Origin of the sequence: Corynebacterium sp. HMSC06D04 (assembly GCF_001807315.1) — a bacterium.
Classification (GTDB): domain Bacteria; phylum Actinomycetota; class Actinomycetes; order Mycobacteriales; family Mycobacteriaceae; genus Corynebacterium; species Corynebacterium simulans.
Genome location: NZ_KV788547.1, coordinates 262,684 through 283,058 on the forward strand (window position 1 = coordinate 262,684; position 20,375 = coordinate 283,058).

The 20,375-nt window shown below is 58.6% G+C and carries 20 protein-coding genes and 1 pseudogene; 18 read left to right on the forward strand and 3 right to left on the reverse strand.

What is annotated here, in order from left to right:
- Nucleotides 1-25: 25 nt before the first annotated feature.
- The 12 genes from HMPREF3155_RS07060 (at nt 26) to HMPREF3155_RS07115 (ending at nt 13,978) form a co-directional block, all read left to right on the forward strand.
- Entirely contained in the window at nt 26-862 is an 837-nt protein-coding gene (locus HMPREF3155_RS07060; RefSeq protein WP_061922473.1) for a tRNA (adenine-N1)-methyltransferase, read from the forward strand.
- A gap of 91 nt (nt 863-953) precedes the next feature.
- A complete protein-coding gene (gene arc, locus HMPREF3155_RS07065; protein WP_070432924.1) occupies nt 954-2,513 on the forward strand; it encodes a proteasome ATPase in 1,560 nt (519 codons plus the stop codon).
- Nucleotides 2,498-4,015, forward strand: a complete 1,518-nt coding sequence (gene dop / locus HMPREF3155_RS07070; RefSeq protein WP_070432925.1) for a depupylase/deamidase Dop — start codon at nt 2,498-2,500, stop codon at nt 4,013-4,015. The genes arc and dop overlap by 16 nt, the downstream gene beginning before the upstream one ends.
- A 73-nt stretch (nt 4,016-4,088) precedes the next feature.
- Nucleotides 4,089-4,280, forward strand: coding sequence for a ubiquitin-like protein Pup (locus HMPREF3155_RS07075; RefSeq protein WP_061922482.1), 192 nt, complete (start codon nt 4,089-4,091; stop codon nt 4,278-4,280).
- A 44-nt stretch (nt 4,281-4,324) separates the two neighbouring features.
- Nucleotides 4,325-5,701 carry a Pup--protein ligase gene (pafA, locus tag HMPREF3155_RS07080; RefSeq protein WP_070432961.1) on the forward strand — a complete coding sequence of 459 codons (1,377 nt, stop codon included), beginning with the start codon at nt 4,325-4,327 and terminating at the stop codon, nt 5,699-5,701.
- A 34-nt stretch (nt 5,702-5,735) separates the two neighbouring features.
- Nucleotides 5,736-6,734, forward strand: a complete 999-nt coding sequence (locus HMPREF3155_RS07085) for a helix-turn-helix transcriptional regulator (RefSeq protein ID WP_070432926.1) — start codon at nt 5,736-5,738, stop codon at nt 6,732-6,734.
- Nucleotides 6,735-6,736: 2 nt separating this feature from the next.
- The gene (locus tag HMPREF3155_RS07090; RefSeq protein ID WP_070432927.1) at nt 6,737-7,693 is read left to right on the forward strand and encodes a helix-turn-helix transcriptional regulator; all 957 of its coding nucleotides are present in this window, start codon (nt 6,737-6,739) and stop codon (nt 7,691-7,693) included.
- A 78-nt stretch (nt 7,694-7,771) separates the two neighbouring features.
- Entirely contained in the window at nt 7,772-8,035 is a 264-nt protein-coding gene (gene tatA / locus HMPREF3155_RS07095) for a Sec-independent protein translocase subunit TatA (RefSeq protein WP_070432928.1), read from the forward strand.
- 181 nt (nt 8,036-8,216) lie between these two features.
- Nucleotides 8,217-9,182 (forward strand): twin-arginine translocase subunit TatC, encoded by a 966-nt coding sequence (gene tatC, locus HMPREF3155_RS07100; RefSeq protein ID WP_070432962.1) that lies wholly within the window; start codon nt 8,217-8,219, stop codon nt 9,180-9,182.
- A gap of 21 nt (nt 9,183-9,203) precedes the next feature.
- Nucleotides 9,204-12,017, forward strand: a complete 2,814-nt coding sequence (locus HMPREF3155_RS07105; RefSeq protein ID WP_070432929.1) for a DEAD/DEAH box helicase — start codon at nt 9,204-9,206, stop codon at nt 12,015-12,017.
- A gap of 23 nt (nt 12,018-12,040) precedes the next feature.
- Nucleotides 12,041-13,225: a M24 family metallopeptidase gene (locus HMPREF3155_RS07110; protein ID WP_070432930.1), complete on the forward strand. Its 1,185-nt coding sequence runs from the start codon at nt 12,041-12,043 to the stop codon at nt 13,223-13,225.
- A complete protein-coding gene (locus tag HMPREF3155_RS07115; protein WP_070432931.1) occupies nt 13,226-13,978 on the forward strand; it encodes an SDR family oxidoreductase in 753 nt (250 codons plus the stop codon).
- A gap of 70 nt (nt 13,979-14,048) precedes the next feature.
- Here the strand turns inward: HMPREF3155_RS07115 and HMPREF3155_RS07120 are convergent, their stop codons facing one another.
- The gene (locus tag HMPREF3155_RS07120; RefSeq protein ID WP_246817708.1) at nt 14,049-14,930 is read right to left on the reverse strand and encodes a hypothetical protein; all 882 of its coding nucleotides are present in this window, start codon (nt 14,928-14,930) and stop codon (nt 14,049-14,051) included.
- A 100-nt stretch (nt 14,931-15,030) separates the two neighbouring features.
- Here HMPREF3155_RS07120 and HMPREF3155_RS07125 point away from each other — a divergent pair, with 100 nt between their 5' ends.
- From HMPREF3155_RS07125 to HMPREF3155_RS07135, 3 genes are read left to right on the forward strand one after another with little or no spacing between them, the layout of a single operon-like run.
- Nucleotides 15,031-15,639: an FxsA family protein gene (locus HMPREF3155_RS07125; protein ID WP_061922513.1), complete on the forward strand. Its 609-nt coding sequence runs from the start codon at nt 15,031-15,033 to the stop codon at nt 15,637-15,639.
- Entirely contained in the window at nt 15,639-17,186 is a 1,548-nt protein-coding gene (gene lnt, locus HMPREF3155_RS07130; RefSeq protein WP_070432932.1) for an apolipoprotein N-acyltransferase, read from the forward strand. Before HMPREF3155_RS07125 ends, lnt begins: the two co-directional genes overlap by 1 nt.
- A gap of 4 nt (nt 17,187-17,190) precedes the next feature.
- Nucleotides 17,191-18,081 carry a polyprenol monophosphomannose synthase gene (locus HMPREF3155_RS07135; protein ID WP_070432933.1) on the forward strand — a complete coding sequence of 297 codons (891 nt, stop codon included), beginning with the start codon at nt 17,191-17,193 and terminating at the stop codon, nt 18,079-18,081.
- 142 nt (nt 18,082-18,223) lie between these two features.
- On the opposite strand, the gene HMPREF3155_RS07140 is transcribed toward HMPREF3155_RS07135, so the two are convergent.
- The gene (locus HMPREF3155_RS07140) at nt 18,224-18,604 is read right to left on the reverse strand and encodes an RNA polymerase-binding protein RbpA (RefSeq protein WP_070432934.1); all 381 of its coding nucleotides are present in this window, start codon (nt 18,602-18,604) and stop codon (nt 18,224-18,226) included.
- Between the two features lie 127 nt (nt 18,605-18,731).
- On the opposite strand from HMPREF3155_RS07140, the gene HMPREF3155_RS12665 reads away from it, so the two are divergent.
- The 3 genes from HMPREF3155_RS12665 to HMPREF3155_RS13035 are packed head-to-tail and all read left to right on the forward strand — an operon-like array spanning nt 18,732 to nt 19,957.
- Nucleotides 18,732-19,073, forward strand: a complete 342-nt coding sequence (locus HMPREF3155_RS12665; protein WP_235591278.1) for a hypothetical protein — start codon at nt 18,732-18,734, stop codon at nt 19,071-19,073.
- 6 nt (nt 19,074-19,079) lie between these two features.
- Nucleotides 19,080-19,778: a YceI family protein gene (locus HMPREF3155_RS07145; RefSeq protein WP_070432935.1), complete on the forward strand. Its 699-nt coding sequence runs from the start codon at nt 19,080-19,082 to the stop codon at nt 19,776-19,778.
- Between the two features lie 11 nt (nt 19,779-19,789).
- Complete coding sequence (locus tag HMPREF3155_RS13035; RefSeq protein ID WP_168162310.1) at nt 19,790-19,957, forward strand: hypothetical protein; 168 nt, start codon at nt 19,790-19,792, stop codon at nt 19,955-19,957.
- A gap of 157 nt (nt 19,958-20,114) precedes the next feature.
- Here HMPREF3155_RS13035 and HMPREF3155_RS13295 read toward each other — a convergent pair.
- A pseudogene (locus tag HMPREF3155_RS13295) lies at nt 20,115-20,339 on the reverse strand (hypothetical protein); the annotation flags it as partial.
- Nucleotides 20,340-20,375: the final 36 nt, after the last annotated feature.

Consider the following 20,375-nt stretch of genomic DNA (forward strand, 5'->3'; position numbering starts at 1 on the left):
CGAGAAAGCATAGGAAGCACACACCATGCCTTATTCCGGACCTTTTCACTATGGCGATCGCGTCCAACTGACCGATGCTAAGCGCCGCCACTACACGGTGATACTTGAGGAAGGCGGCGAGTTTCACTCGCACAAGGGCATCATCCGCCACGACGAAATCGTCGGTCTGGATGAGGGCTCCGTGGTGCGCTCCACACTGGGCAGCGACTTCCTGCTCTTCCGCCACTTGATGGTGGACCACGTGCTTTCCATGCCGCGTGGCGCGGCGGTCATCTACCCGAAGGACTCCGCGCAGATCCTGGTCGAAGGCGATATTTTCATGGGCGCACGCGTCCTGGAGGCTGGCGCCGGCTCCGGTGCGTTGTCCATGACGCTGCTGCGCGCCGTTGGCCCGCAGGGACACGTCTTCTCTTACGAGGTGCGCGATGATCACCTGGAGTACGCCGTGGACAACGTCAAGGAATACTTCGGCGAGCAGCCTGAGTGGTGGACCCCGCGCTTGGGTGATTTGGCGGACGTCACCGTGGAAGAACTCGGCGGTCCGGTCGACCGCGTCATCCTCGACATGCTTGAGCCGTGGGAGCATTTGGAGAAGGTTCGCGACATCCTGATCCCTGGCGGCGTTTTCATGACCTACGTGGCTACCGTGCCGCAGCTGATGAAGGTCATGGAGGGGATCCGCGAGCTGAAGTGCTTTACCGAGCCGAAGGCCTGGGAGTCCCTCGTGCGTGAATGGAAGGTGGAAGGCCTTGCCACCCGTCCAGAGCACCGCATGAACGCGCACACTGCGTTCCTCATCTGGACGCGCCGCCTTGCCGACGGCGTGACTCCACCCCGCCCGCAGCGCCGCGCCCGCAAGTAGGTCCAAAAGAAACGGGGCGGAGCCAAAGAGTCCGCGGGGGATTTTAGGCCAACCTGACTTGTCGGCATGGTTCACGCGCTAGTGTGTAGCTATGACCGACGCAAGTCACACAGCCGCCCTCAAAAGGCAGATTGATCAGCTAGCCGAGCGCAACACCAAGCTCGCTTCGCTGCTGCAGGATTCCCGCAACAAGCTGCAGCAGATGTTGGCCGAGGTCAATGAGCTTTCAGAGCCTGCCTCAACCTATGGTGTATTCCTCGGATACTCAGGAAAGCCGCATGATTCCCGGCGCGACGCCGAGGTCTATACCAACGGCCGCCCCATGCGGGTTAAGGTCTCGCCCAACCTAGAGCCAGGCAGCCTTGAAGCCGGTCAACTCGTGCGTTTAGGCGAGGGCTTCGTCGTTGTAGAAGCTTGTGGACACCCGCAAACGGGAAGCCTTGCCACCGTGCAAGAGACTTTAGGCACCACCCGCGTCATCGTGGCGAACTCCTCCGGCGAGGAGCAAGTGGTGCTTTTGGCCGCCCGTCTTCGCGAGGGCATTCGCGCTGGCGACACAGTCCTTGTCGACGGCAAGGCAGGTGTCGCACTCGAAAAGATTGAAAAGTCCGAGGTGGCACAGCTTTCGTTGGAGGAGGTCCCAGAGCTTAGCTACGACGACATCGGCGGTCTGGATGCTCAGATCTCCCAAATCCGCGATTCGGTCGAGCTGCCTTTCCTGCATCCAGATCTTTACCGGCAATATGACTTGGAGCCGCCGAAGGGCGTATTGCTCTATGGCCCGCCGGGCTGCGGCAAAACCTTGATTGCTAAAGCCGTGGCAAACTCCCTTGCTACCAAGATGGGTAGCGGCGGCCCGAGCTTCTTTTTGAATGTCAAAGGCCCTGAACTCTTAAACAAGTACGTGGGTGAGACCGAGCGCCGCATTCGCCTTATCTTTGAACGCGCTCGCGAACTCGCAGCCCAGGACTCGCGCCGCCCAGTCATCGTGTTCTTCGACGAGATGGAATCCATCTTCCGTACCCGTGGTTCCGGAGTTTCCTCAGACATGGAGACAACGGTGGTTCCGCAGCTGCTGACGGAGCTCGATGGCGTCGAAAAGCTGGGCAACGTCATCGTCATCGGCGCCACCAACCGTGAGGAGCTCATCGATCCCGCCATCATGCGCCCGGGCCGGCTCGACATCAAGATTCGCGTCAATCGCCCCAGCAAGCAAGGCGCCCGCGAGATCTTTAGCCGACATCTGGGTCAGAAGGTACCGCACCAGGCAGACCTCGAGGGGCTCATTGACTCAGCAGTCGAAGAGCTCTATTCGGAGCGGCCCTTCGTACGTCTGCATTACCGCAATGATGAGCCGCGGACGTTGTTCTACCGCGACTTTGTCTCCGGCGCGATGATTGCCAACATCGTAGCGCGTGCAAAGAAGCTTGCGATCAAGGAAGCGCTTGCTGATAGCGAGATAAGCACGCACGGTATTACTTCGGAACACTTACGCCAGGCCATTGCCGCGGAGCAGGCGGAGTCAGAATACGTACCAACCTCGGCTAGCCCTGAGGAGTGGACCAAGATTGTTGCCGGCACCCAAGCTGGCGCAGAAGTAACCCGAGTCGAGCTAATGGGCTTTAGGAGTACCTCATGGCACGCGTGCTAGGAACAGAAACTGAGTACGGGATTTCCACTCCCACGAGTCCGGAGTTTTCGCCCATTGTCACCTCGACCCATGCCGTGGTGGCTTATGCGGCGCTGCATACTTTGGCGCGTTCGCGCTGGGACTTCCGCGAGGAGCATCCGCTGCGTGACTCCCGCGGTTTTGATTTAAAGCGCTATCAAACCGTTCCCGTGGTCGATCCGAATGCAATCGGCGTGGCCAACGTGGTGACCGCAAACGGTGCGCGCTTCTACGTCGATCACGCGCACCCGGAGTATTCCTCCCCGGAATGCACGAATGCTTGGGACGCCATGCTTTACGACGCCGCCGGTGACGTAGTTTTGCGACAAGCCGCCGAAGCGGTAGCGCGCCTATCCGCGCAGGGCACATCTGTGCTGGCGAATCATGATCCGTGCCCGCCACTGAAGTTCTACAAGAACAATGTGGATGGCAAAGGCGCATCTTACGGTTCGCACGAAAATTACCAGTACCGGCGCTCTACCGAATTTTCCGCGATTGCCGCGGGCCTCATCCCGTTCTTCGTGGCACGCCAGGTGGTGGTGGGCGCTGGCCGCGTTGGCCTTGGACAAGAAGGTGAAGAGCCAGGGTTTCAGATCTCCCAGCGTGCCGACTACATCGAGCAGGAAATCTCGCTGGAGACAACGCTCAACCGCGGCATCATCAACACTCGCGACGAGCCACACGCGGTAGCCGAGGACTTTGGGCGCCTACACGTCATCATTGGCGATGCCAACATGTCGCAGACAGCAAACTTGTTGAAGCTTGGCATGACCTCCTTGGTGCTTGATGCCATTGAAGCGGGCGTCGATTTCAGCGACCTACAGCTCCGCGATGCGGTGGCCGAGGTTTCCTTGGTTAGCCGAGACCTCAAGCTACAGCACAAGCTGAAGCTCAAGGACGGACGCGAGCTCACAGCACTTGATTTGCTAGCTGAATATCGCAAGAGGGTCACTCCAACGAACGACGTGGATGAGAAGGTCCTGGCGGCGTGGGACGAGGTCGCCGGCCTGCTCGCGGCAGAGCCGCTTTCCGCGGCACATCTGGTGGACTGGGTAGCCAAATACCAGTTGCTCAAGGGATACATGGATCGCGGCGTAGCCATCGATGATCCCAAGCTGGCTCTTATCGACCTCCAATACACTGACGTCGATCCCGCCAAATCGCTTTACCATGCGTTGGTGCGAAAGGGGCGCATGCGCGTGCTCGTCAGTGAGGAGGAGATTGCCAGGGCAGCCCAAAACCCGCCGCGGGATACGCGTGCGTTCTTCCGTGGTCGAGTCATAGAAAAGTACGGTGAGGCTGTCGTTGCCGCCAGCTGGCAGTCTGTCTCCCTGCGTCACGGTCCCAACATCGTGACGGTGGATCTCGATGACACACTAGAGCTAGGCGCAGCTGATGCTGCGGAGCTCATCGAGCGGGCTGACGACGTCGAAACACTACTCGTTGAGCTCGATAAGGCCGGGGTAGCAATTCGGCGCAGTTAGCGCGAAGAATCCATAGGAAGCAATTCGCCGAAAAGATAGAAAGATAGTAGGAAAGAAAGAAGGTTTAGAGACAATGAGCGGAAACCAATCCCAGGTAAATGCCGGCAACGGCGGTAGCAACGGTGACGAGGCCGCGGAGTTCTCCGCGGGCCAGGTGAGCATCAATAGCGCGGGCACGGATGATCTGCTTGATGAGATCGACGGCTTGCTTGAAAACAACGCTGAAGAATTCGTACGCGCATATGTGCAAAAGGGCGGCGAATAGACGTGGGCGAGGCGCACACGGATCACGTTTATGCCCGCCGCATCATGGGCATCGAGACCGAATATGGCGTGACCTCACGGGCCGATGGCAATCAGCGCGCGCTGACTCCGGATGAGGTGGCGCGCATCTTGTTCCGGCCCGTTGTGGAGCAATATTCTTCCTCGAATATCTTTAGCCCAAATGCCTCAAGGCTCTACCTTGATGTGGGCTCACATCCGGAAATCGCCACTGCCGAGTGCGATAGCCTCACTCAGCTCATCAACTATGAGCGCGCCGGCGACCGCATCGTAGACGAGCTCGCCCGCAAGGCTGAAGGGACGATGGCTGCCGAAAATCGCCCAGCTTCCGTCTACTTGTTTAAAAATAACGTCGACTCAGCAGGCAACTCTTATGGATGCCACGAGAACTACCTCATTAGCCGTCACGCGGTGCTCAAAGACTTAGGCCTGGCCTTGCTGCCTTTCATGATCACCCGCCAACTCATCTGCGGCGCCGGCAAGATTCAACCGGCTAAGGCAGACCAGCCAGCTCGCTTTTTGCTTTCCCAACGCGCGGATCAAGTCTGGGAGGGCGTGTCCTCGGCCACGACTCGTTCGCGACCAATCATCAACACACGCGACGAGCCGCATGGTGACTCGAAACGCTTCCGCCGCATGCACGTCATCGTCGGCGATTCCAACATGTCGGAGACCACGCTGGCGTTGAAAGTTGGTTCAACGTTGTTGATGCTGGAAATGCTAGAGGCAGGCTTCGACGTACCGCGTTTCGATGTCGTTGATCCGATTCATCGCATCCGTGACATCGCCCGGGATACCACTGGCCGTACCGAATTAGGGTTGAAGGACGGCTCGACCATCACGGCATTGGAAGTGCAGTACGCCCTGTGCGAGGCCGCCCAACGTTGGCTGGAGGAACGCCCGGATGAGGGCACTCCGAATGCCGAGATGCGCAAGGTAGTAGACCTCTGGCAGCGCACGCTGCATGCCATTGACACCCAAGATTTCAGTGGCGTCGACCGCGAGATCGATTGGGTAATCAAGCGCAGCCTTCTGGATCGCTATCGTGAGCGCCTCGGCGGCGATTGGGCCCACCCCAAGCTGGCGCAGATTGACTTGACCTATCACGATATTCGCCCTGGCCGCGGCCTGTTTAACGTGCTGGAAGCGCGCAAGATGGTTGAGCGTTGGACCACCGACGCGGCTATCGCGGCCTGCGTCGATACTCCGCCGCAGACTACGCGTGCGCGCCTGCGCGGAGAATTCCTGCAGACGGCGCGCCGCTTGGGCGCCAACGTTACCGTGGATTGGACGCGTCTGAAGGTAAACCGACCTGAACCGCACACCGAGGAGTTCTCAGACCCGTTTGTCTTCGAGGATGCCAGGCTGCAAGCGTTGTTAGACTACATGGAGCACAACGCATAAATTCACCTATTTCCTTTAAGGAGCACACGGGCCTATGGCGAAGCCTCAACCAGGCAAACGCGACCCCGCCGTTGAAAGGTTGACCAATCTTTCCTTTGCGCTGCAGGGCGCAGCCCACGGCGGCGGCAGTCCCGATCGCAGCGCGGCCTGGATCCGCAAGAACGTGGAAGGCTACCAAGATCGCGGAGACGAGGCCTTTCTAAAACAGCTTGCGCGCGACGTCGTCACGCTCCAGCGCGCAGGCGTGCCAGTGGTCCATACCAGTGGTGAATTTGGCTCGACCTATCGTCTTAACCAGGAGGAGTACCAACTTCCTCCGGTCCACTTCACCCCAGAGGAAGCGATGGTGTTGGGCGTAGCCGGCGGCATCGGCAAGCCGGGCGGACTCAGCGATTTCACGCTGTCTGCTTGGACCAAGATTGCCGCCTCGGGCGCCTCAAGGGATCTCAGCGGCGCGCCGGTCTACGTTGCGGTTAACGACATCACCCGCATTAGCCCTGAGTTAACCACCGCAGTGCTGACGGCCGTGCGTAAGGGTTTGCGTATCAGCTTCGATTACTACGCGCGGCCTTCCGCGCCGGCAGTCCGGCGCACTATGGATCCGTGGGGATTAGTCAACCATGACAGCCGCGTTTACCTCGTGGGCTGGGATGTCGACAGGCAAGCCCCTCGCGTATTTCGCGCTACTCGCATCGATAATGTGAAACGTTCCCGGCAGGAGGCGACCCACCTTGTTGCCCCCAAGCCACTGCAAGAGCTGGTGGTAGACACGCTTAAGCGCGGTCAGCGCGTCGATGCGCTGGTGGCGATCCCTGAAGGCGGTGCCCGGGAGCTGGAAGCAGCAGGGGTACGACGCGATGATGGAATCGTGGAGATGCGCGGCGTGGATAAGGATTGGCTCGTGCGAATAGCAGCAAGTTATGCGCCCGAGGTGGAGGTCAAGGAACCTGCAGAGGTACGCGAGGCAATAGTTAAGCTGCTGAGTGCGCCACTCGGCGTCACAGATGAGGCCGCACTGGAAGGAGGGGAGTAGCCATGGCTGATGGTTCGCAAAAGTTGCAAGCGCTAGTACGCTCTTTAAATCTGATCCCGTACTTTCGCAATCACCCGGGCCAAACCCCGATGGAAGCCGCCACCGACCTTGGTATGACGCCGGCGGAGCTTAAAGATGCGGTGGATCGCCTCTTTTGCTCAGGCGTGGGCCGTCATACCGAAGACCTGATCGACCTTTCCTTCGATTATCGCGACGGCATCCAAATCTACAATGACCAAGGCTTGACGCAGGCGCTGCGGCTTACTCCGACGGAAGCCGGTGCGCTTTTGCTCACCCTCGAAAGCCTCGAGGCCATGCCTGGCCTCATCGATACCGAGGCCGTTAAGTCAGCAGCTGCAAAGCTGCGGGAGATTATGGATGAAAAGACAGCAGCTATCTATGACTCTCTCGCGGATACCGATCCACATGAGTCTCAAGTCCAGGCCACGCTAGCAAGCGCCGTCGATAAGCGGCACCGCGTGCGCTTTAAATATTGGTCCGCCTCCAGCAACCAGGAAAAAGAACGCACAGTGGATCCTGCGCGCATCTTTATCTATGAATCCGAGCCATACCTCGTTGCGTGGGAGGAATCGAAAAAAGCGCATCGCACCTTTCGCTTGGACCGCATTCAGGAGGTCGAGACGCTTGCTGAAAAGGCCTACCCCCACCTGCGGGAGCTTGACTTCGATGCCGAGCAGCCCTTTGCCATGCGACACGCCAAGAAGGCGACATTAGAGATTCACCCAGAATTCACATGGTTAGCAGAACAGCACGACATCGACTTGGGCGAGGCGTTAAAAAATGGCTACGTAGCTGCAACGATGCCGATCGGTTCGGAGGAGTGGTTTATTCGTTTCGCGTTAAGCCAAGCTGATAGAGTGCGGGTCACCAGCCCGGATTCGCTCGTGAAGGCGATTACAGATCGCCGTCTAGCGGCACTGGGCGGTTATACTAAATAGCCGTTCGTAAGTTCAGAAGGCGGTTGCTTTTTAAAAACTGCCGCCCCGCACCAATAATCTGAAGAGAAAGAGGAACCCATGAGCCTGGGACCTTGGGAAATTCTAGCTATTCTGCTTGTCGTTTTGCTTCTGTTCGGCGCTACCAAGCTGCCGGAGCTGGCTCGTTCGATGGGCCGCTCCATGCGCATCTTCAAGTCTGAAGTAAACGAGATGCACCAGGAAAACCAGCCAAAGCAGGAGCCAAACCAGATCTCTGCCGCTAAGCAGTCCGACGAGGAGTTCTGGAACGGTACCTCTTCGCAGCCAGGCCAGACCCAGCCAAACGGCGGCAACGCTAACTAATCACTAGGCCTAGCAACCACGGCGAACTCCAGCCTCAGCTGAGGTTCGGTGTTCGCCTTTTTATGTGAAAGCATCCTTTTAAACAATGCCGAAGAATTCTCCTGCGAATGCCGCGAAGCTCGCGAGCGCGCTTGCGCGCTTGCGCGCGCAACGCAAGGCAAAAAAGAACCCGTTGGGGGAGATGACGCTCGTCCAGCACCTGCAAGAGTTGCGCCGCCGCATCGTCATCTCCTTGCTTGCGCTGGTGGTTGGAACCATCATCGGTTTCATTTGGTATCAACAGGCACCGTTTAACATGCCACCGCTCGGTGAGATTCTGCGCGGACCTTATTGTTCGCTTCCGGAAGAAAAGCGCGTGTCCTTTACCGCGGACGGGGAGTGCCGCCTTTTGGCAACCACCCCGTTCGAGATGCTGATGCTGCGAGTTAAGGTGGGCGCCCTAGCGGGTGCCGTGCTGTCTTCGCCGGTGTGGCTCTACCAAATCTGGGCCTTCATTGTCCCTGGTCTGCATAAGAATGAGCGCCGCTTTACTTTTAGCTTCGTCGCTATCGCGGTGATTCTTTTCGTTGCCGGTGCAGTGCTTGCTTACTTCATTCTGTCGGTTGGCCTTGAATTCCTCATGGGCATTGGTGAGGAATTCCAGACCGCAGCGTTGACTGGTGGGGACTATTATCGTTTCTTGCTCGGTTTGCTCATTATCTTCGGTGTCAGCTTCGAAATCCCGTTGCTCGTTGTTGCTTTGAACCTGTTGGGCATCCTGCGGTACGAGCACGTTAAGGACAAGCGCCGCATCATCATCGTGTTGATTATGATTTTTGCCGCGTTTATGACGCCTGGCCAGGATCCGTTCTCGATGCTGGTGCTCGCTGGCTCGCTGTGCTTGCTCGTAGAGCTTGCATTCCAGTTCTGCCGCATCAACGATAGGCGCCGCAAACGCGAACGCCCCGAGTGGTTGGACTTGGACGACGAGACAGCCTCACCGCTTAATACCCAAGCCAGCGGCATTGGCGGCGCCTCCGCAGTCTCGGCTCCGACCCCGATTGCCGCACCGCAGCAAACCCGTCCCACGCAGGCTTCACAGCCATCAATTCCCAACTCTCAGTCGGCACCGAACAATAACGCGAGCTTCTTCGACGATGTGTTGTAGCAACAGGTAGCCTTGGTGCTTATGACTTCCATGCACCTGGATACCTTTCGCGCAGAACTTAGCCACCCACTCGATGACTTCCAGGTGGAAGGTTGCCGTGCGGTTGAAGATGGCCACGGCGTGCTGGTCTGCGCGCCTACTGGCGCGGGTAAGACCATCGTCGGTGAGTTTGCAGTTTCCCTGGCGCTTTCGCGCGGCACTCGCTGTTTCTACACCACGCCGATTAAGGCGCTAAGCAATCAGAAATACCACGATCTCGTAGCTGCCCACGGCGAGGACGCTGTGGGGCTTCTGACTGGCGATGTCTCCATCAATTCCGGCGCGGAAATCTTGGTGATGACCACCGAAGTTCTGCGCAACATGATCTACGCCGAGTCCGGAGCCTTGGAGCGGCTTAGCCACGTTGTCATGGACGAGATCCACTTCCTGGCCGATGCCTCTCGTGGTGCGGTCTGGGAAGAAGTCATCCTCAACCTTGATGAAAGCGTATCCATCATCGGTCTGTCAGCCACGGTTTCTAACTCGGAGGAGTTCGGTGAGTGGCTGTCTACCGTACGCGGAGATACCACCGTCATCGTCTCTGAGCACCGTCCAGTTCCGCTCGACCAATGGATGATGATTGGCCGCAAGGTCTATCCGCTGTTCGAGCCAGAGACTGGGGGACAGGTAAACGCCGAACTGGCGCGCCGCATCCGACGTCTTGAAGCCGGCGATAGTGACGATGGCAAGACAGCTGGCAACGACCGTGCAGGTTTTCGCAGCCGCGCGCGCCACAAGGGTGGCGGACACGGCGGAGGCCGCGATAAGCGCGGCCGCTCTGGCAATGCCCGATCCCAAGACCGGTATCGTCCGCTCGGCAGGCCGGAAACCCTCCAGGTGCTCCAGGGGATGGACATGCTGCCGGCAATTACCTTCATCTTTTCCCGTGCTGGCTGCGACGGCGCGCTCTATCAATGCCTGCGCAGCCGCATGGTGTTGACCACTCAGGAAGAGTCCGAGGAGATCAAGGCGATTATCGATGCCGGCGTAGAAGGCATTCCGGAAGAAGATCTCCAGGTGCTTGACTTCAAGCGTTGGCGCGAAGCGCTGTCGCGAGGATTTGCCGCCCACCACGCGGGCATGCTGCCGGCTTTCCGCCACATCGTTGAAGAGCTCTTCGTTAAAGGTCTCGTGCGCGCGGTATTCGCCACGGAAACCCTGGCGCTGGGCATCAACATGCCGGCCCGTACTGTGGTGCTAGAAAAACTGATCAAATTCAACGGCGAGGCGCACGTCGATCTCACCCCGGGCCAGTACACGCAGCTGACTGGCCGCGCGGGCCGTCGTGGCATCGACACCATAGGCAATGCGGTGGTGCAATGGGCGCCAGCGATGGATCCGCATGCCGTCGCAGGTCTTGCCTCCACGCGTACCTACCCGCTCATTTCCACCTTTACGCCGGGCTACAACATGGCCATCAACCTGCTCGGCATGCTGGGCTTCGAGGAATCGCTGCGGCTGCTGGAAAAGTCCTTTGCACAGTTCCAGGCAGACGGCTCAGTGGTGGAGGAGACCCGCGAGGTAGAAAAGGCAGAGCACCGCGTACGCGAGCTTCGCAATCAGCTTGACGACGCCATCGATGCTCTAGCACCGCCGCCGCGTGACGGGGAGGACCCGGCCGAGGTGCTCATGGACTATATCCGTTTGCGCCGCAAGCTCACCGAAGAAGAAAAAGCCACGCACGCGAACAACACCGCACAACGCAACCAAGAAGTCACGGTGATGCTCGCCCGCCTGCAAGTCGGTGAAGTCATTGCTATCGCAGGCAAAAAGCGCCCAATCTTGGCTGTGGTGGTCACCCCGGCAAACCAGGCTGCCGATCCGCGCCCTTGGGTGACTACTGAAACCGGCTGGTCCGGCCGCATCGACGCCTCCGGGATCAACAACCCGCCGATAGTGGTCGGGCGCATGAAGCTGCCGCGCCCAGTGCAGAAGAATCCCCGTCGCAACACCAAGTTCGTGCAAGATTCCTTCAAGCGCAACCACTATGACCGCCCGAAGAAGATGCGCTTGGAGCCGCGCAACCGACCAAATAAAAAGGTCGGCCAGTTGCGCGACGCTATTCGCCAACACCCAGCGCATGCGTGGCCGGCCACGGACCGCGAGCAGCTCGCAGGCCTAGCTCAGAAGCTTGCCCGCCGTGAGCGTGACCTCGAGAAGGTCAACGCTCGTATCGAGCGCGCCACCGACACCTTGGGCAAGACCTTCAGCCGCATCGTAGACCTACTTTCAGAGATGGACTATGTGGAGTTCGAAGGCCTTGGCGCGGAACGTACCCCCGTCATCACCGACGAGGGCGAGCGCCTTGCACAAATCCACAGCGAATCCGACCTACTAGTTGCGCAGTGCCTCAAGCGCGGTATCTGGAACGAGTTGGATCCCGCGGAGCTCGCGGGCGTGGCTTCGCTGTGTGTCTTCGAAAACCGCAAGGAGACCCGCGGTGAGCCGGAGGCTGCAACGGAGGCGATGGCCGATGCGATGGAGGCAACCTACCGCATCTACACTGAGCTCATCGCAGACGAAGCACGCCACAACCTGCCGCGCACTCGCGAGCCTGAGGCCGGCTTTGCGCTCGCCATCCACCAGTGGGCCGCGGGCGCACCGCTGGGCTACTGCATGGCAGCAGCCAACGAGGCCGGTGCGGAGCTTACTCCAGGTGATTTCGTGCGCTGGTGCCGCCAGGTGGTCGATATGCTCCAGCAGATTGCGAAGACGGGCTACGAGGAAGATATTCGCCGCAATGCCCGCAGGGCTATGGATGCGATCCAGCGCGGCGTTGTGGCAATTGGAGCTTAATCCAAAAAGGTAGGCTCGAGGGCATGTCTGATTCACAAATTGCTTTTCCCGTTTCGGTCTACGCGCAGCGTCTTAAGCATGCGCAAGAAGTCGCCGCAGAAAAAGGGATTGACCTCCTCATTCTGGGTACCGGAGCAGACTTTGCCTACCTCACCGGCTCGTGGGTTTCTTCCCACGAACGTCTGACCGCACTGGTCTTGTGCCCGGACGCCGCGCCTATCATCGTTGCCCCTGCAACCGATATTGAGACGCTGAATGCTTCTCCTGTCGCGGAGCTGGGCATCGAACTGCGCGGCTGGCAAGATGGCGAAAATCCTTATGAGCTGGCCTGCGATTCCTTTGCACAGCAGCAGGAAGGCGCTGAGGGCACAGGGGACGAAGGGAACAAAGCGCCCACTATTGCGCTGGGTGCCTCCCTGACCGCCGATCATGTGCTGCGCTTGCAGGATGGGCTGCGCGCCAATTCTTCTGCGCAACCGCAGTACGTACTGGCCACCTACGCTTTGGCTGAGCTTTTCACCCGCAAGGATGACGCCGAGATCAAGGAGCTGGCTAAGGCGGGCTCGGCTATCGACGCCGTGCATAACGCCGTGCCGGAGCTGCTTAAGCCTGGCCGCACCGAGGCCGACGTCGCCGCGGATCTGCGTGAGCTGATCCTGCGCGAGCATGTCGAGATCGACTTCATCATCGTTGGTTCTGGCCCGAATGGCGCGAACCCGCATTATGACTACGGCGACCGCGTGCTCACCGAAGGCGAGCCGGTGGTCGTCGACATCGGAGGAACCTTGCCTTCCGGTTACCACTCCGACACCACCCGCACCTACGTCGTCGGCGGCGACGTTACCGCGGCACCGCAAGACTTCCAGAAAGCTTATGCAGTACTAGAGCGTGCCCAGGCTGCCGGCCGCGCTGCAGCCAAGCCCGGTGCCACCGCGCAGGAAGTAGACCGCGCCACCCGCTCCATCATCGAAGAGGCGGGCTATGGCGAGTACTACACCCACCGCACCGGTCATGGCATTGGACTTTCCACTCACGAGGAACCTTTCATCATGGAAGGCAACGAGCTCGTGCTGGAGGAAGGCATGGCCTTTTCCATTGAGCCGGGCATCTACATTCCGGGCAAGTGGGGCATGCGCTTGGAGGACATCGTTTACACCACTGCGGATGGTTACGAGTCCCTGAACAAGGCTCCGCGGGAGCTGCGCTAGATGGCAGGGGTTTTGATCTTGGGCGGTCGCAGCGACATCGCCGGCGAGATTGCGCTGCGCCTTGCGCCGGGAAATGAACTGGTGCTGGCCGCCCGTGGTCTGCAAGGCCTGGACGAGCGCGTCGCCACGCTTCGCGCCGCGGGTGCCACCGAAGTACATACGCTAGATTTCGACGCCACCCAGGTAGAAAGGCATCGCGACGTCGTACACGCGGCGCAGCGCTGCCTTGGCGAGGGCGAAGAACTCAAAACGGCTGTAGTCGCGTTCGGTATCTTGGGCGAGCAAGAACGCGCGGAGCATGACGAAGAACACGCATTCGATATCGCACTAGTGGATTATGCCGCTCAGGTGTCCATGCTTACGGTCTTAGCTGATGAGATGAAGTCCGGACACATCGTCGCTTTTTCTTCGATTGCCGGATGGCGCGCGCGCCGCGCGAACTATGTTTATGGTTCTACCAAGGCTGGTCTAGACGCCTTTTGTCAGGGACTGGCAGATCGCTTGCACGGTGGTCCGCTCGCGCTAATCACTGCTCGCCCGGGCTTCGTGATTGGCTCCATGACCACTGGTATGAAGCCGGCGCCGTTATCAGTGACTCCCGACGTCGTGGCAGACGCCGTCGTGGATTCCATCACGGCAGATGAAGGCCGCATGCCCCGCAGCCGCACGCTTTGGATTCCTCGCGCTTTGCAGGCTCTGGCATGGGTCATGCGGCTTGTACCACGTCCTATCTGGCGGCATATGCCGCGTTAGACGCAGCGTTGAGAATTGACTGCCGAGTTTAGCTTGTAGCCAAGCCAAACTGCGTGGCCAATAGGCGCGCTTAAAAGCTGTAGAGATGCGGCGAATTGATGTCGAAGATGAACCCGCGTGGCGCAAGAACACGCAGGACCACTTCGGCATCGCCTTCCGCGATGTCGTGGAAGATAAGTCCCTGCCACGGGGTGACGGTAATCGGGACATCGAGACGACCAATCAGATCCGCAAACTCTGCCGGGATGATTCCTTTGTGTAGGCCCGCGCCAAGGTCCACGATTCCTTCGCGAGTATGCTCAGCCAGCCAACCAATTGGCAGCGCTGGCCGCTCGCCTTCAAAAGCCCCACGGTCGTGTTGGGCATTGCCGGAGCCATGCGCCACGGTAGCTGAAAGGGTATCGCTTTCTTCCAGCGCCTGGACTAGGGCTGGCACTAGCTCCTCGATGCTGAAAACATCTTCATCTAGTGCGCCGCCTTTAATCAGGCGCGCGCTATTTTCGCCCTCCAGCATCGCACCAAAGTCCAGCCCCTCGTACAGGATGTCGCCGTGGCCGCCGTCGACTCCGAGGCGCAGGTTTGCCGCAGCATCCAAGCTTTCTACTACTGCTGCGATATCGCGTGCCACGGCACGAGCAGTGGCAGATAGAGGAGAGGCCAGCACCGGCTTAGTACCTGCCAGCAAACCCGGGGCGCTAACGCGCGCCAACAGCTCTTGCTGATCATGCACGCCGCGTAGCTCCAGCGCGGCGCCTTCTGCCAAGTACACATTCCCATCGGCCAAATCTTGAGCCAAGGCTGCAATCTCTACCCAGTCGGCAGCGGTGGTCGAGCCTGCGACCGGAACAAAGCGTGCGATGGTGCCGAAAGTGGCGTCGTCAAGCAGCAGCGGCGCGCGATGAGGAGCGCCCTGCGGTGATTCTTGGGGCGGGGTGTGGGGCAAATCAGTCATGGCTGCGATTTTAACTTTCCTCGCCCCACCGCCAATATTCGCGTCTGCCAAGGGGTGTTGGCCGCACCCGCGAAGTTTGCAGATAGGTAGGGTAGAAGCCATGCCTTTTGTTCTGTTTATCGCCTATGTTTTGCTCGAGTCCGTCGCCTTTTGGGCCGTGGCTAAATGGCTAGGCATCTTGGGCGCGGTGCTGGCGCTTTTTATCACCATGTTCTTCGGCATGACCATTGCCGCATGGGAAGTTCGCCGCATCATGCGTCGTCAGGTGGTCCGCGGCGAAGATGGCATCTATTACATGGACGGCAAGCAGGCGGGAAAGACCGCAGGCAACGTGGGACTCACGCTGGCAGGTGGCATGCTCTTATCGATGCCAGGCTTTGTGTCCACCATTGTGGGGGCGTTGCTGATCTTCGCACCTACCCGTTCCCTGGCGCGCACTATCCTCGCAGCGTCGATGGTGCGCAAGATTGAGCACATGGGTACCCGCATCTTCGAAGCTAGCCCCATGGCACAGCACCACGATTCTTATGGCAGCTTCGGCGGATTCGATGGCTTCAAGACAAACAATGGCTCTAACGCGCGGAATCCTTTCCAGGAGGGCTCGGCAGAGGTCCTTGACGAGGAAGAGATCCGCAAGTGGAGCGAGAATCTCAGTCCGGATGATTTCACAGGCGGTGGATCTGGTTCTGCGGGGGATTCCGCGAAGTAATGAAGCACCTTTTAATCCGCCTGACGCTAGCCTGCCTGTCGGGCGGTCTTACTTTTCTAGCCGTCCAGCCACTCAGCTGGTGGCCGATGGGAATCCTAGGCATTGCGTTGCTCTATGGCGTGCTCACGCCGTGGGGGAGTAATGCCCCTACTTTGCGCGCCGGCGCCGGTTTCGCGTTTGCACATGGATTCGTGCTCTACCTGCTCACGCTGCCATGGATCGGCGAATTGGTGGGCAATTTTCCCTACGTCGCCTTGGCGTTTTGGTTAGCACTATACAGCCTGCTGCTGGGCATGGGCGGCACCGCATTAGCGCGACATAAAACGGGGTTTATCTTCTTTGCGTTCTTCTACGTCGCCGTTGAGATGCTGCGTTCGAGCGTTCCCTTCGGCGGTTTTTCCTGGGTGCGTCTGGCTTGGGGGCAGATCGACGGGCCGCTTGCGAACCTCGCACCGCTAGGCGGGCCTGCGCTTATCACCTTCGCCACGGTGCTAATGGCGTCCGGCCTCGTAGGGATGATTCGATCTCGCGGTAAGTTGCGTGCGGGGGCTGCCGCTGCTGTCATCCTTCCGCTTATCGTTGGGTTCGCTGCAGGCAGTCTTGTTAATCGCCCAAGCAAAACAGTAGGTGAGGTCAACGTTGCAGCGATCCAGGGCAACGTTCCGCGCATGGGGCTGGACTTTGCCGCGCAGCGCCGTGCGGTGTTGGAAAACCACGTGCGGGTAACCAAAGAGGCCGCCGCGGCAGGCAAGCCGGTGGACATGGTTGTTTGGCCGGAGAATTCTTCCGACGTAAACCCATTTGAGGACGCCCAAGCTAGCGCGCTTATCGACGCCGCGGTGCGCGCCATCAAGGCCCCCATTCTCGTGGGCACGCTGACCGAGGACGCAGTGGGTTCACGCAATACCATGCAGGTCTTTAAGGCGGATGGGGAAGTAGGAGAGCACCACTACAAAAAGTATCTGCAGCCTTTCGGCGAGACCATGCCGATGCGTACTTTCTTCCGCAAGATCACCGACTTGGTGGATTTGGCCGGTGATTTCAAGGCCGGCGATGGCCCCGGCGTGGTCCACATGAACAATGTATTGGTTGGGGTGGCTACCTGTTACGAGGTTTCTTTCGACCAAGCCTTCCGCAGCTCGATTCGCAATGGGGCGCAGATTCTTACGACGCCGACGAATAACGCCACCTTCGGATACTCCGACATGACCTATCAGCAGTTGGCCATGAGCCGCCTGCGCGCCATGGAGACCGACCGCGCGGTTGTGGTGGCGGCGACCTCCGGCGTCTCCGCCATCATCGCCCCAGATGGCACGGTGAGCCAACAGAGCGAAATTTTTGAGCCCAAGTATCTGATTGAGACGCTTCCGCTGCGCGAGGGGACGACGATCGCTGTAAGGTTTGGTTCGCTCCTGCAATGGCTGATGGTTATCATTGGTACAGTCAGCGCGTTGTGGGCTCTTCGCTCATTGCGGAAGAAACCTTGTTTAAGCGCGCCACACAGAAACTCTGCCGTCTTAGCGGCAGCAAACAAAGAGGAGCTTTAAAAACGTGAGCAACACCCACGCTTCCACCTTGGTTATCATCCCGACTTATAACGAGATCGAAAACCTTCCGCTAATCACCGGACGCGTCCGCAAGGCAACGCCAGAGGTCAACATCCTCATCGTTGACGATAATTCTCCCGACGGCACCGGTGAAGCAGCAGATAAGCTCGCAGCTGAAGACGAAAAGCTGCACGTCTTACACCGTGAGGGGAAAGGTGGCCTGCTGGGTGCCTATATCGCCGGCTTTAAGTGGGGTCTAGAGCGCGACTACCAGGTTCTCTGTGAGATGGACGCTGACGGCTCTCACGCACCGGAGCAACTGCACCTGCTGCTCTCTGAGATCGACAAGGGCGCTGATCTGGTAATCGGCTCCCGCTACATCCCAGGCGGCGAGACCGTCAACTGGCCGGCTTCCCGCGAGTACCTGTCTCGCCTGGGCAATATCTACATCTCAGTGGCTCTGGGTGCAGGCCTGTCCGATATGACTGCAGGCTACCGCGCATTCAGCCGCGAGCTGCTCGAGTCCATCGACTTCGAAGACTTGTCTAAGGCTGGCTACATCTTCCAGGTAGATCTTGCTTTCCGAGCCGTCAAGGATGGCTGGGATGTACGCGAGGTGCCAATCACCTTCACCGAGCGCGAGTACGGCGAGTCTAAGCTTGACGGCTCCTTCGTTAAGGATTCACTGATGGAGGTAACCAAGTGGGGCGTCGCGCATCGCTCTGAGCAGGTTAAGGATTTCGCCGGTGAGGTAGGAAACATCGCATCCTACACCTACCGCCACAGCAACATCCCGGGCTTGGGTGCCAAGGTCAAGGAAGGCTTTGCCTGGACCGGTGACTTCGCAGACGAGGTCAAGGCTCTGCTCAAGCACCAGTTCGGCAACTCCAAGTAGTACACCAAGTACTTCGTCGGGCTAAGCCCGCAAAATCGGCCTGTGAGTTTCTCCTTTAACACTTAGATTTAATATCTAGGAGAGCTGACAGGCCGCTTTCTTATTTTTACTTAGTTGCGTTCATCCGCTGCAGAAGGCCGCACTAGCCCTGGTTCTGGTTCTCCTGCTGTTCCTTGAGCAGGCGAGCGGCAGAACGACGGCGGGAGCGCAGGTTCTCAATGCGCTCGCTGAGAAGCTCATCCAGCTCCTCAATGGAGCGGCGCTCACGCAGCATATCCCAGTGGGTGCGTGGCGGCTTAGCTGGCTTGGACTCAACGCCTTCGCCCTCAATCAGGGTGCCAAGCTTACCGTTCTTGCACATCCACTCCTCAGGAATTTCCGCATCATCTGCGAAAGGAACTTCGTAGATGTCACCGTCTTCGGTACGGTACTTGACCATCTGGCGTGGTGCGAGATCGTGGTCACGGTCCGTCTCGTAGCTGACGGCGCCCATGCGGCTACCACGGAGTACGCGATCTGCCATGCAACATCATCCTTTTCATAAAGTGTGCTTGGAAGGGTAGACATACATCACCCAAGAAACTAACAGTATAACGAAGTGCTCCGCGGGTTTGTTCCCACCCCGGGATAAATGGACTAAGGTGTATCAGGTGATCCGTCAAGCTACCCGCGACCGCGCCCAAGCCACATGCCAATGGTGCGGCAAGGAGATCCCGCAAGGAGGGCGCGGACGCCCTCGTAAATTCTGCAGCCCATCTTGCAAACAACGAGCATACGAGCAGCGCAACAACGTCTCTGGAACCTCGATTCCGAAAGACGCTGTCATCATGACGCCCGAACGCGCTGACGCGCTTCGCGACGGCCTGTTTGAGCTGCGTTGCTCCGCAGAGGACATCGGGATTGCCGCACAGGAAGGCGCGGACGCTAAAGAGCTTCAACAGCTGTGCACGGAGCTTGTCACTCTGGCACGCCGGCTCGAGGAATTGAGGTAAGGACAAATGCAGAAACTTCTACGTAACCGCAAGCTGGTCATCTCCATTTTCGTGGTGCTGATCCTCATTGCAACCTTGGTGGCGCTTGGCCCGCTGTTTTACTCGATCTACATGGGTCGTGGTGTAGAGACCAAGCCTGTCGACGCCGCACATACCAAGCCAGCAAGCACTGAACTAGACGGCAATTGGCACGTTATTGCTGGTACGCCGCATAATTTCACCTCAGTTGGCTTCAGCATCGACGAAATCCTACCTGCTGAGAAAACCCGCACCTCGGGTTCCACCAAGGAAGTTGAAGGTCAGGCAGTAATCAAGGACCAAAAGGTTGAAGAAGGCACAATCGTTGTCGATATGACCAGCCTGACCACGGATAAGAAGGTCCGCGACCAGAATATGAAGGACAAGCTCTTCATCACGCGCGAGTACCCGGAGGCCAGCTTCAAGCTGACGGAGCCCGCTGACTTGTCGAACGTTCCTGAGGACGGCTCGGTGGCCAAGGTGACGCTGACAGGCGAGCTTACTATTAAGGACAAGACGAAGAAGGTTAGTGAAGACTTTGACGTTGTCCGTGACGACAAGACGATTGTCCTGGGCGGCAACATTCCAGTGAACCGACTGGATTATGGAATTGAGACACCAGAACTAATCGCCGCAAAGATCGCCGAAGAAGGCGAAGTTAATATCCGCGTAACGCTCGAGAAGTAGAAAATCAGATAGTGATGAACTCCAAGCATCTGATTCCGATCATCTGGTTCAGGCTCGTCGTGCTGATTGGCTTTGGCATATTCGTCGGCATCCAACAGATGTGGTTGTTGCTCGGCGTTGCAGTCTTATTGGGATGTCTGACGGGGTTCCAATTGTTTAACGCATACAAACGCCAGTAACGGAAACACCACCGCTTAAAGTCACAGTTACTTTAAACGGTGGTGTAAGTGTATGCCGGCCAACCGCGAAAATGGCGGGCGATCCTGTTTATCCATATCGATAAATGTCCGATAATGTACATTATGTCATTTCAGACAGGGCTGGCCAATCTCCCATCTAACCGGCAGGCACAGAAACCTCGTCTGCCTCCCTCCGTGCACTAGAGTCAGACTCACCGACAGTCTCGGCATCACCTCCGGGTCCGCTTTCTCCCGGCAAAGGCTTGCGGCGAACCAGCGCCGCGAACACGGCGCCAGTAATGTTCGCCCACACCGCAGCAACGACGCCAGGCAACGCAGCCTCCGGCGTAAAGAACTGAAGCGCTAATGCTGACGCCAGACCCCGTGGTCATCCAAGGGCTATAAAGAGGGTTTTGCC

What these genes read in the sequence shown, in the direction of transcription:
- HMPREF3155_RS07075 (WP_061922482.1), top strand. Translation starts at nt 4,089, where the DNA reads ATGAGCGGAAACCAATCCCAGGTAAATGCCGGCAACGGCGGTAGCAAC.
- HMPREF3155_RS07085 (WP_070432926.1), top strand. Translation starts at nt 5,736, where the DNA reads ATGGCGAAGCCTCAACCAGGCAAACGCGACCCCGCCGTTGAAAGGTTG.
- HMPREF3155_RS07125 (WP_061922513.1), top strand. Translation starts at nt 15,031, where the DNA reads ATGCCTTTTGTTCTGTTTATCGCCTATGTTTTGCTCGAGTCCGTCGCC.
- dop (WP_070432925.1), top strand. Translation starts at nt 2,498, where the DNA reads ATGGCACGCGTGCTAGGAACAGAAACTGAGTACGGGATTTCCACTCCC.
- HMPREF3155_RS07060 (WP_061922473.1), top strand. Translation starts at nt 26, where the DNA reads ATGCCTTATTCCGGACCTTTTCACTATGGCGATCGCGTCCAACTGACC.
- tatC (WP_070432962.1), top strand. Translation starts at nt 8,217, where the DNA reads ATGACGCTCGTCCAGCACCTGCAAGAGTTGCGCCGCCGCATCGTCATC.
- HMPREF3155_RS07115 (WP_070432931.1), top strand. Translation starts at nt 13,226, where the DNA reads ATGGCAGGGGTTTTGATCTTGGGCGGTCGCAGCGACATCGCCGGCGAG.
- lnt (WP_070432932.1), top strand. Translation starts at nt 15,639, where the DNA reads ATGAAGCACCTTTTAATCCGCCTGACGCTAGCCTGCCTGTCGGGCGGT.
- HMPREF3155_RS07090 (WP_070432927.1), top strand. Translation starts at nt 6,737, where the DNA reads ATGGCTGATGGTTCGCAAAAGTTGCAAGCGCTAGTACGCTCTTTAAAT.
- HMPREF3155_RS07140 (WP_070432934.1), bottom strand. Translation starts at nt 18,604, where the DNA reads ATGGCAGATCGCGTACTCCGTGGTAGCCGCATGGGCGCCGTCAGCTAC.
- pafA (WP_070432961.1), top strand. Translation starts at nt 4,325, where the DNA reads ATGGGCATCGAGACCGAATATGGCGTGACCTCACGGGCCGATGGCAAT.
- HMPREF3155_RS07120 (WP_246817708.1), bottom strand. Translation starts at nt 14,930, where the DNA reads ATGACTGATTTGCCCCACACCCCGCCCCAAGAATCACCGCAGGGCGCT.
- HMPREF3155_RS07110 (WP_070432930.1), top strand. Translation starts at nt 12,041, where the DNA reads ATGTCTGATTCACAAATTGCTTTTCCCGTTTCGGTCTACGCGCAGCGT.
- HMPREF3155_RS07145 (WP_070432935.1), top strand. Translation starts at nt 19,080, where the DNA reads ATGCAGAAACTTCTACGTAACCGCAAGCTGGTCATCTCCATTTTCGTG.
- arc (WP_070432924.1), top strand. Translation starts at nt 954, where the DNA reads ATGACCGACGCAAGTCACACAGCCGCCCTCAAAAGGCAGATTGATCAG.
- HMPREF3155_RS07105 (WP_070432929.1), top strand. Translation starts at nt 9,204, where the DNA reads ATGACTTCCATGCACCTGGATACCTTTCGCGCAGAACTTAGCCACCCA.
- tatA (WP_070432928.1), top strand. Translation starts at nt 7,772, where the DNA reads ATGAGCCTGGGACCTTGGGAAATTCTAGCTATTCTGCTTGTCGTTTTG.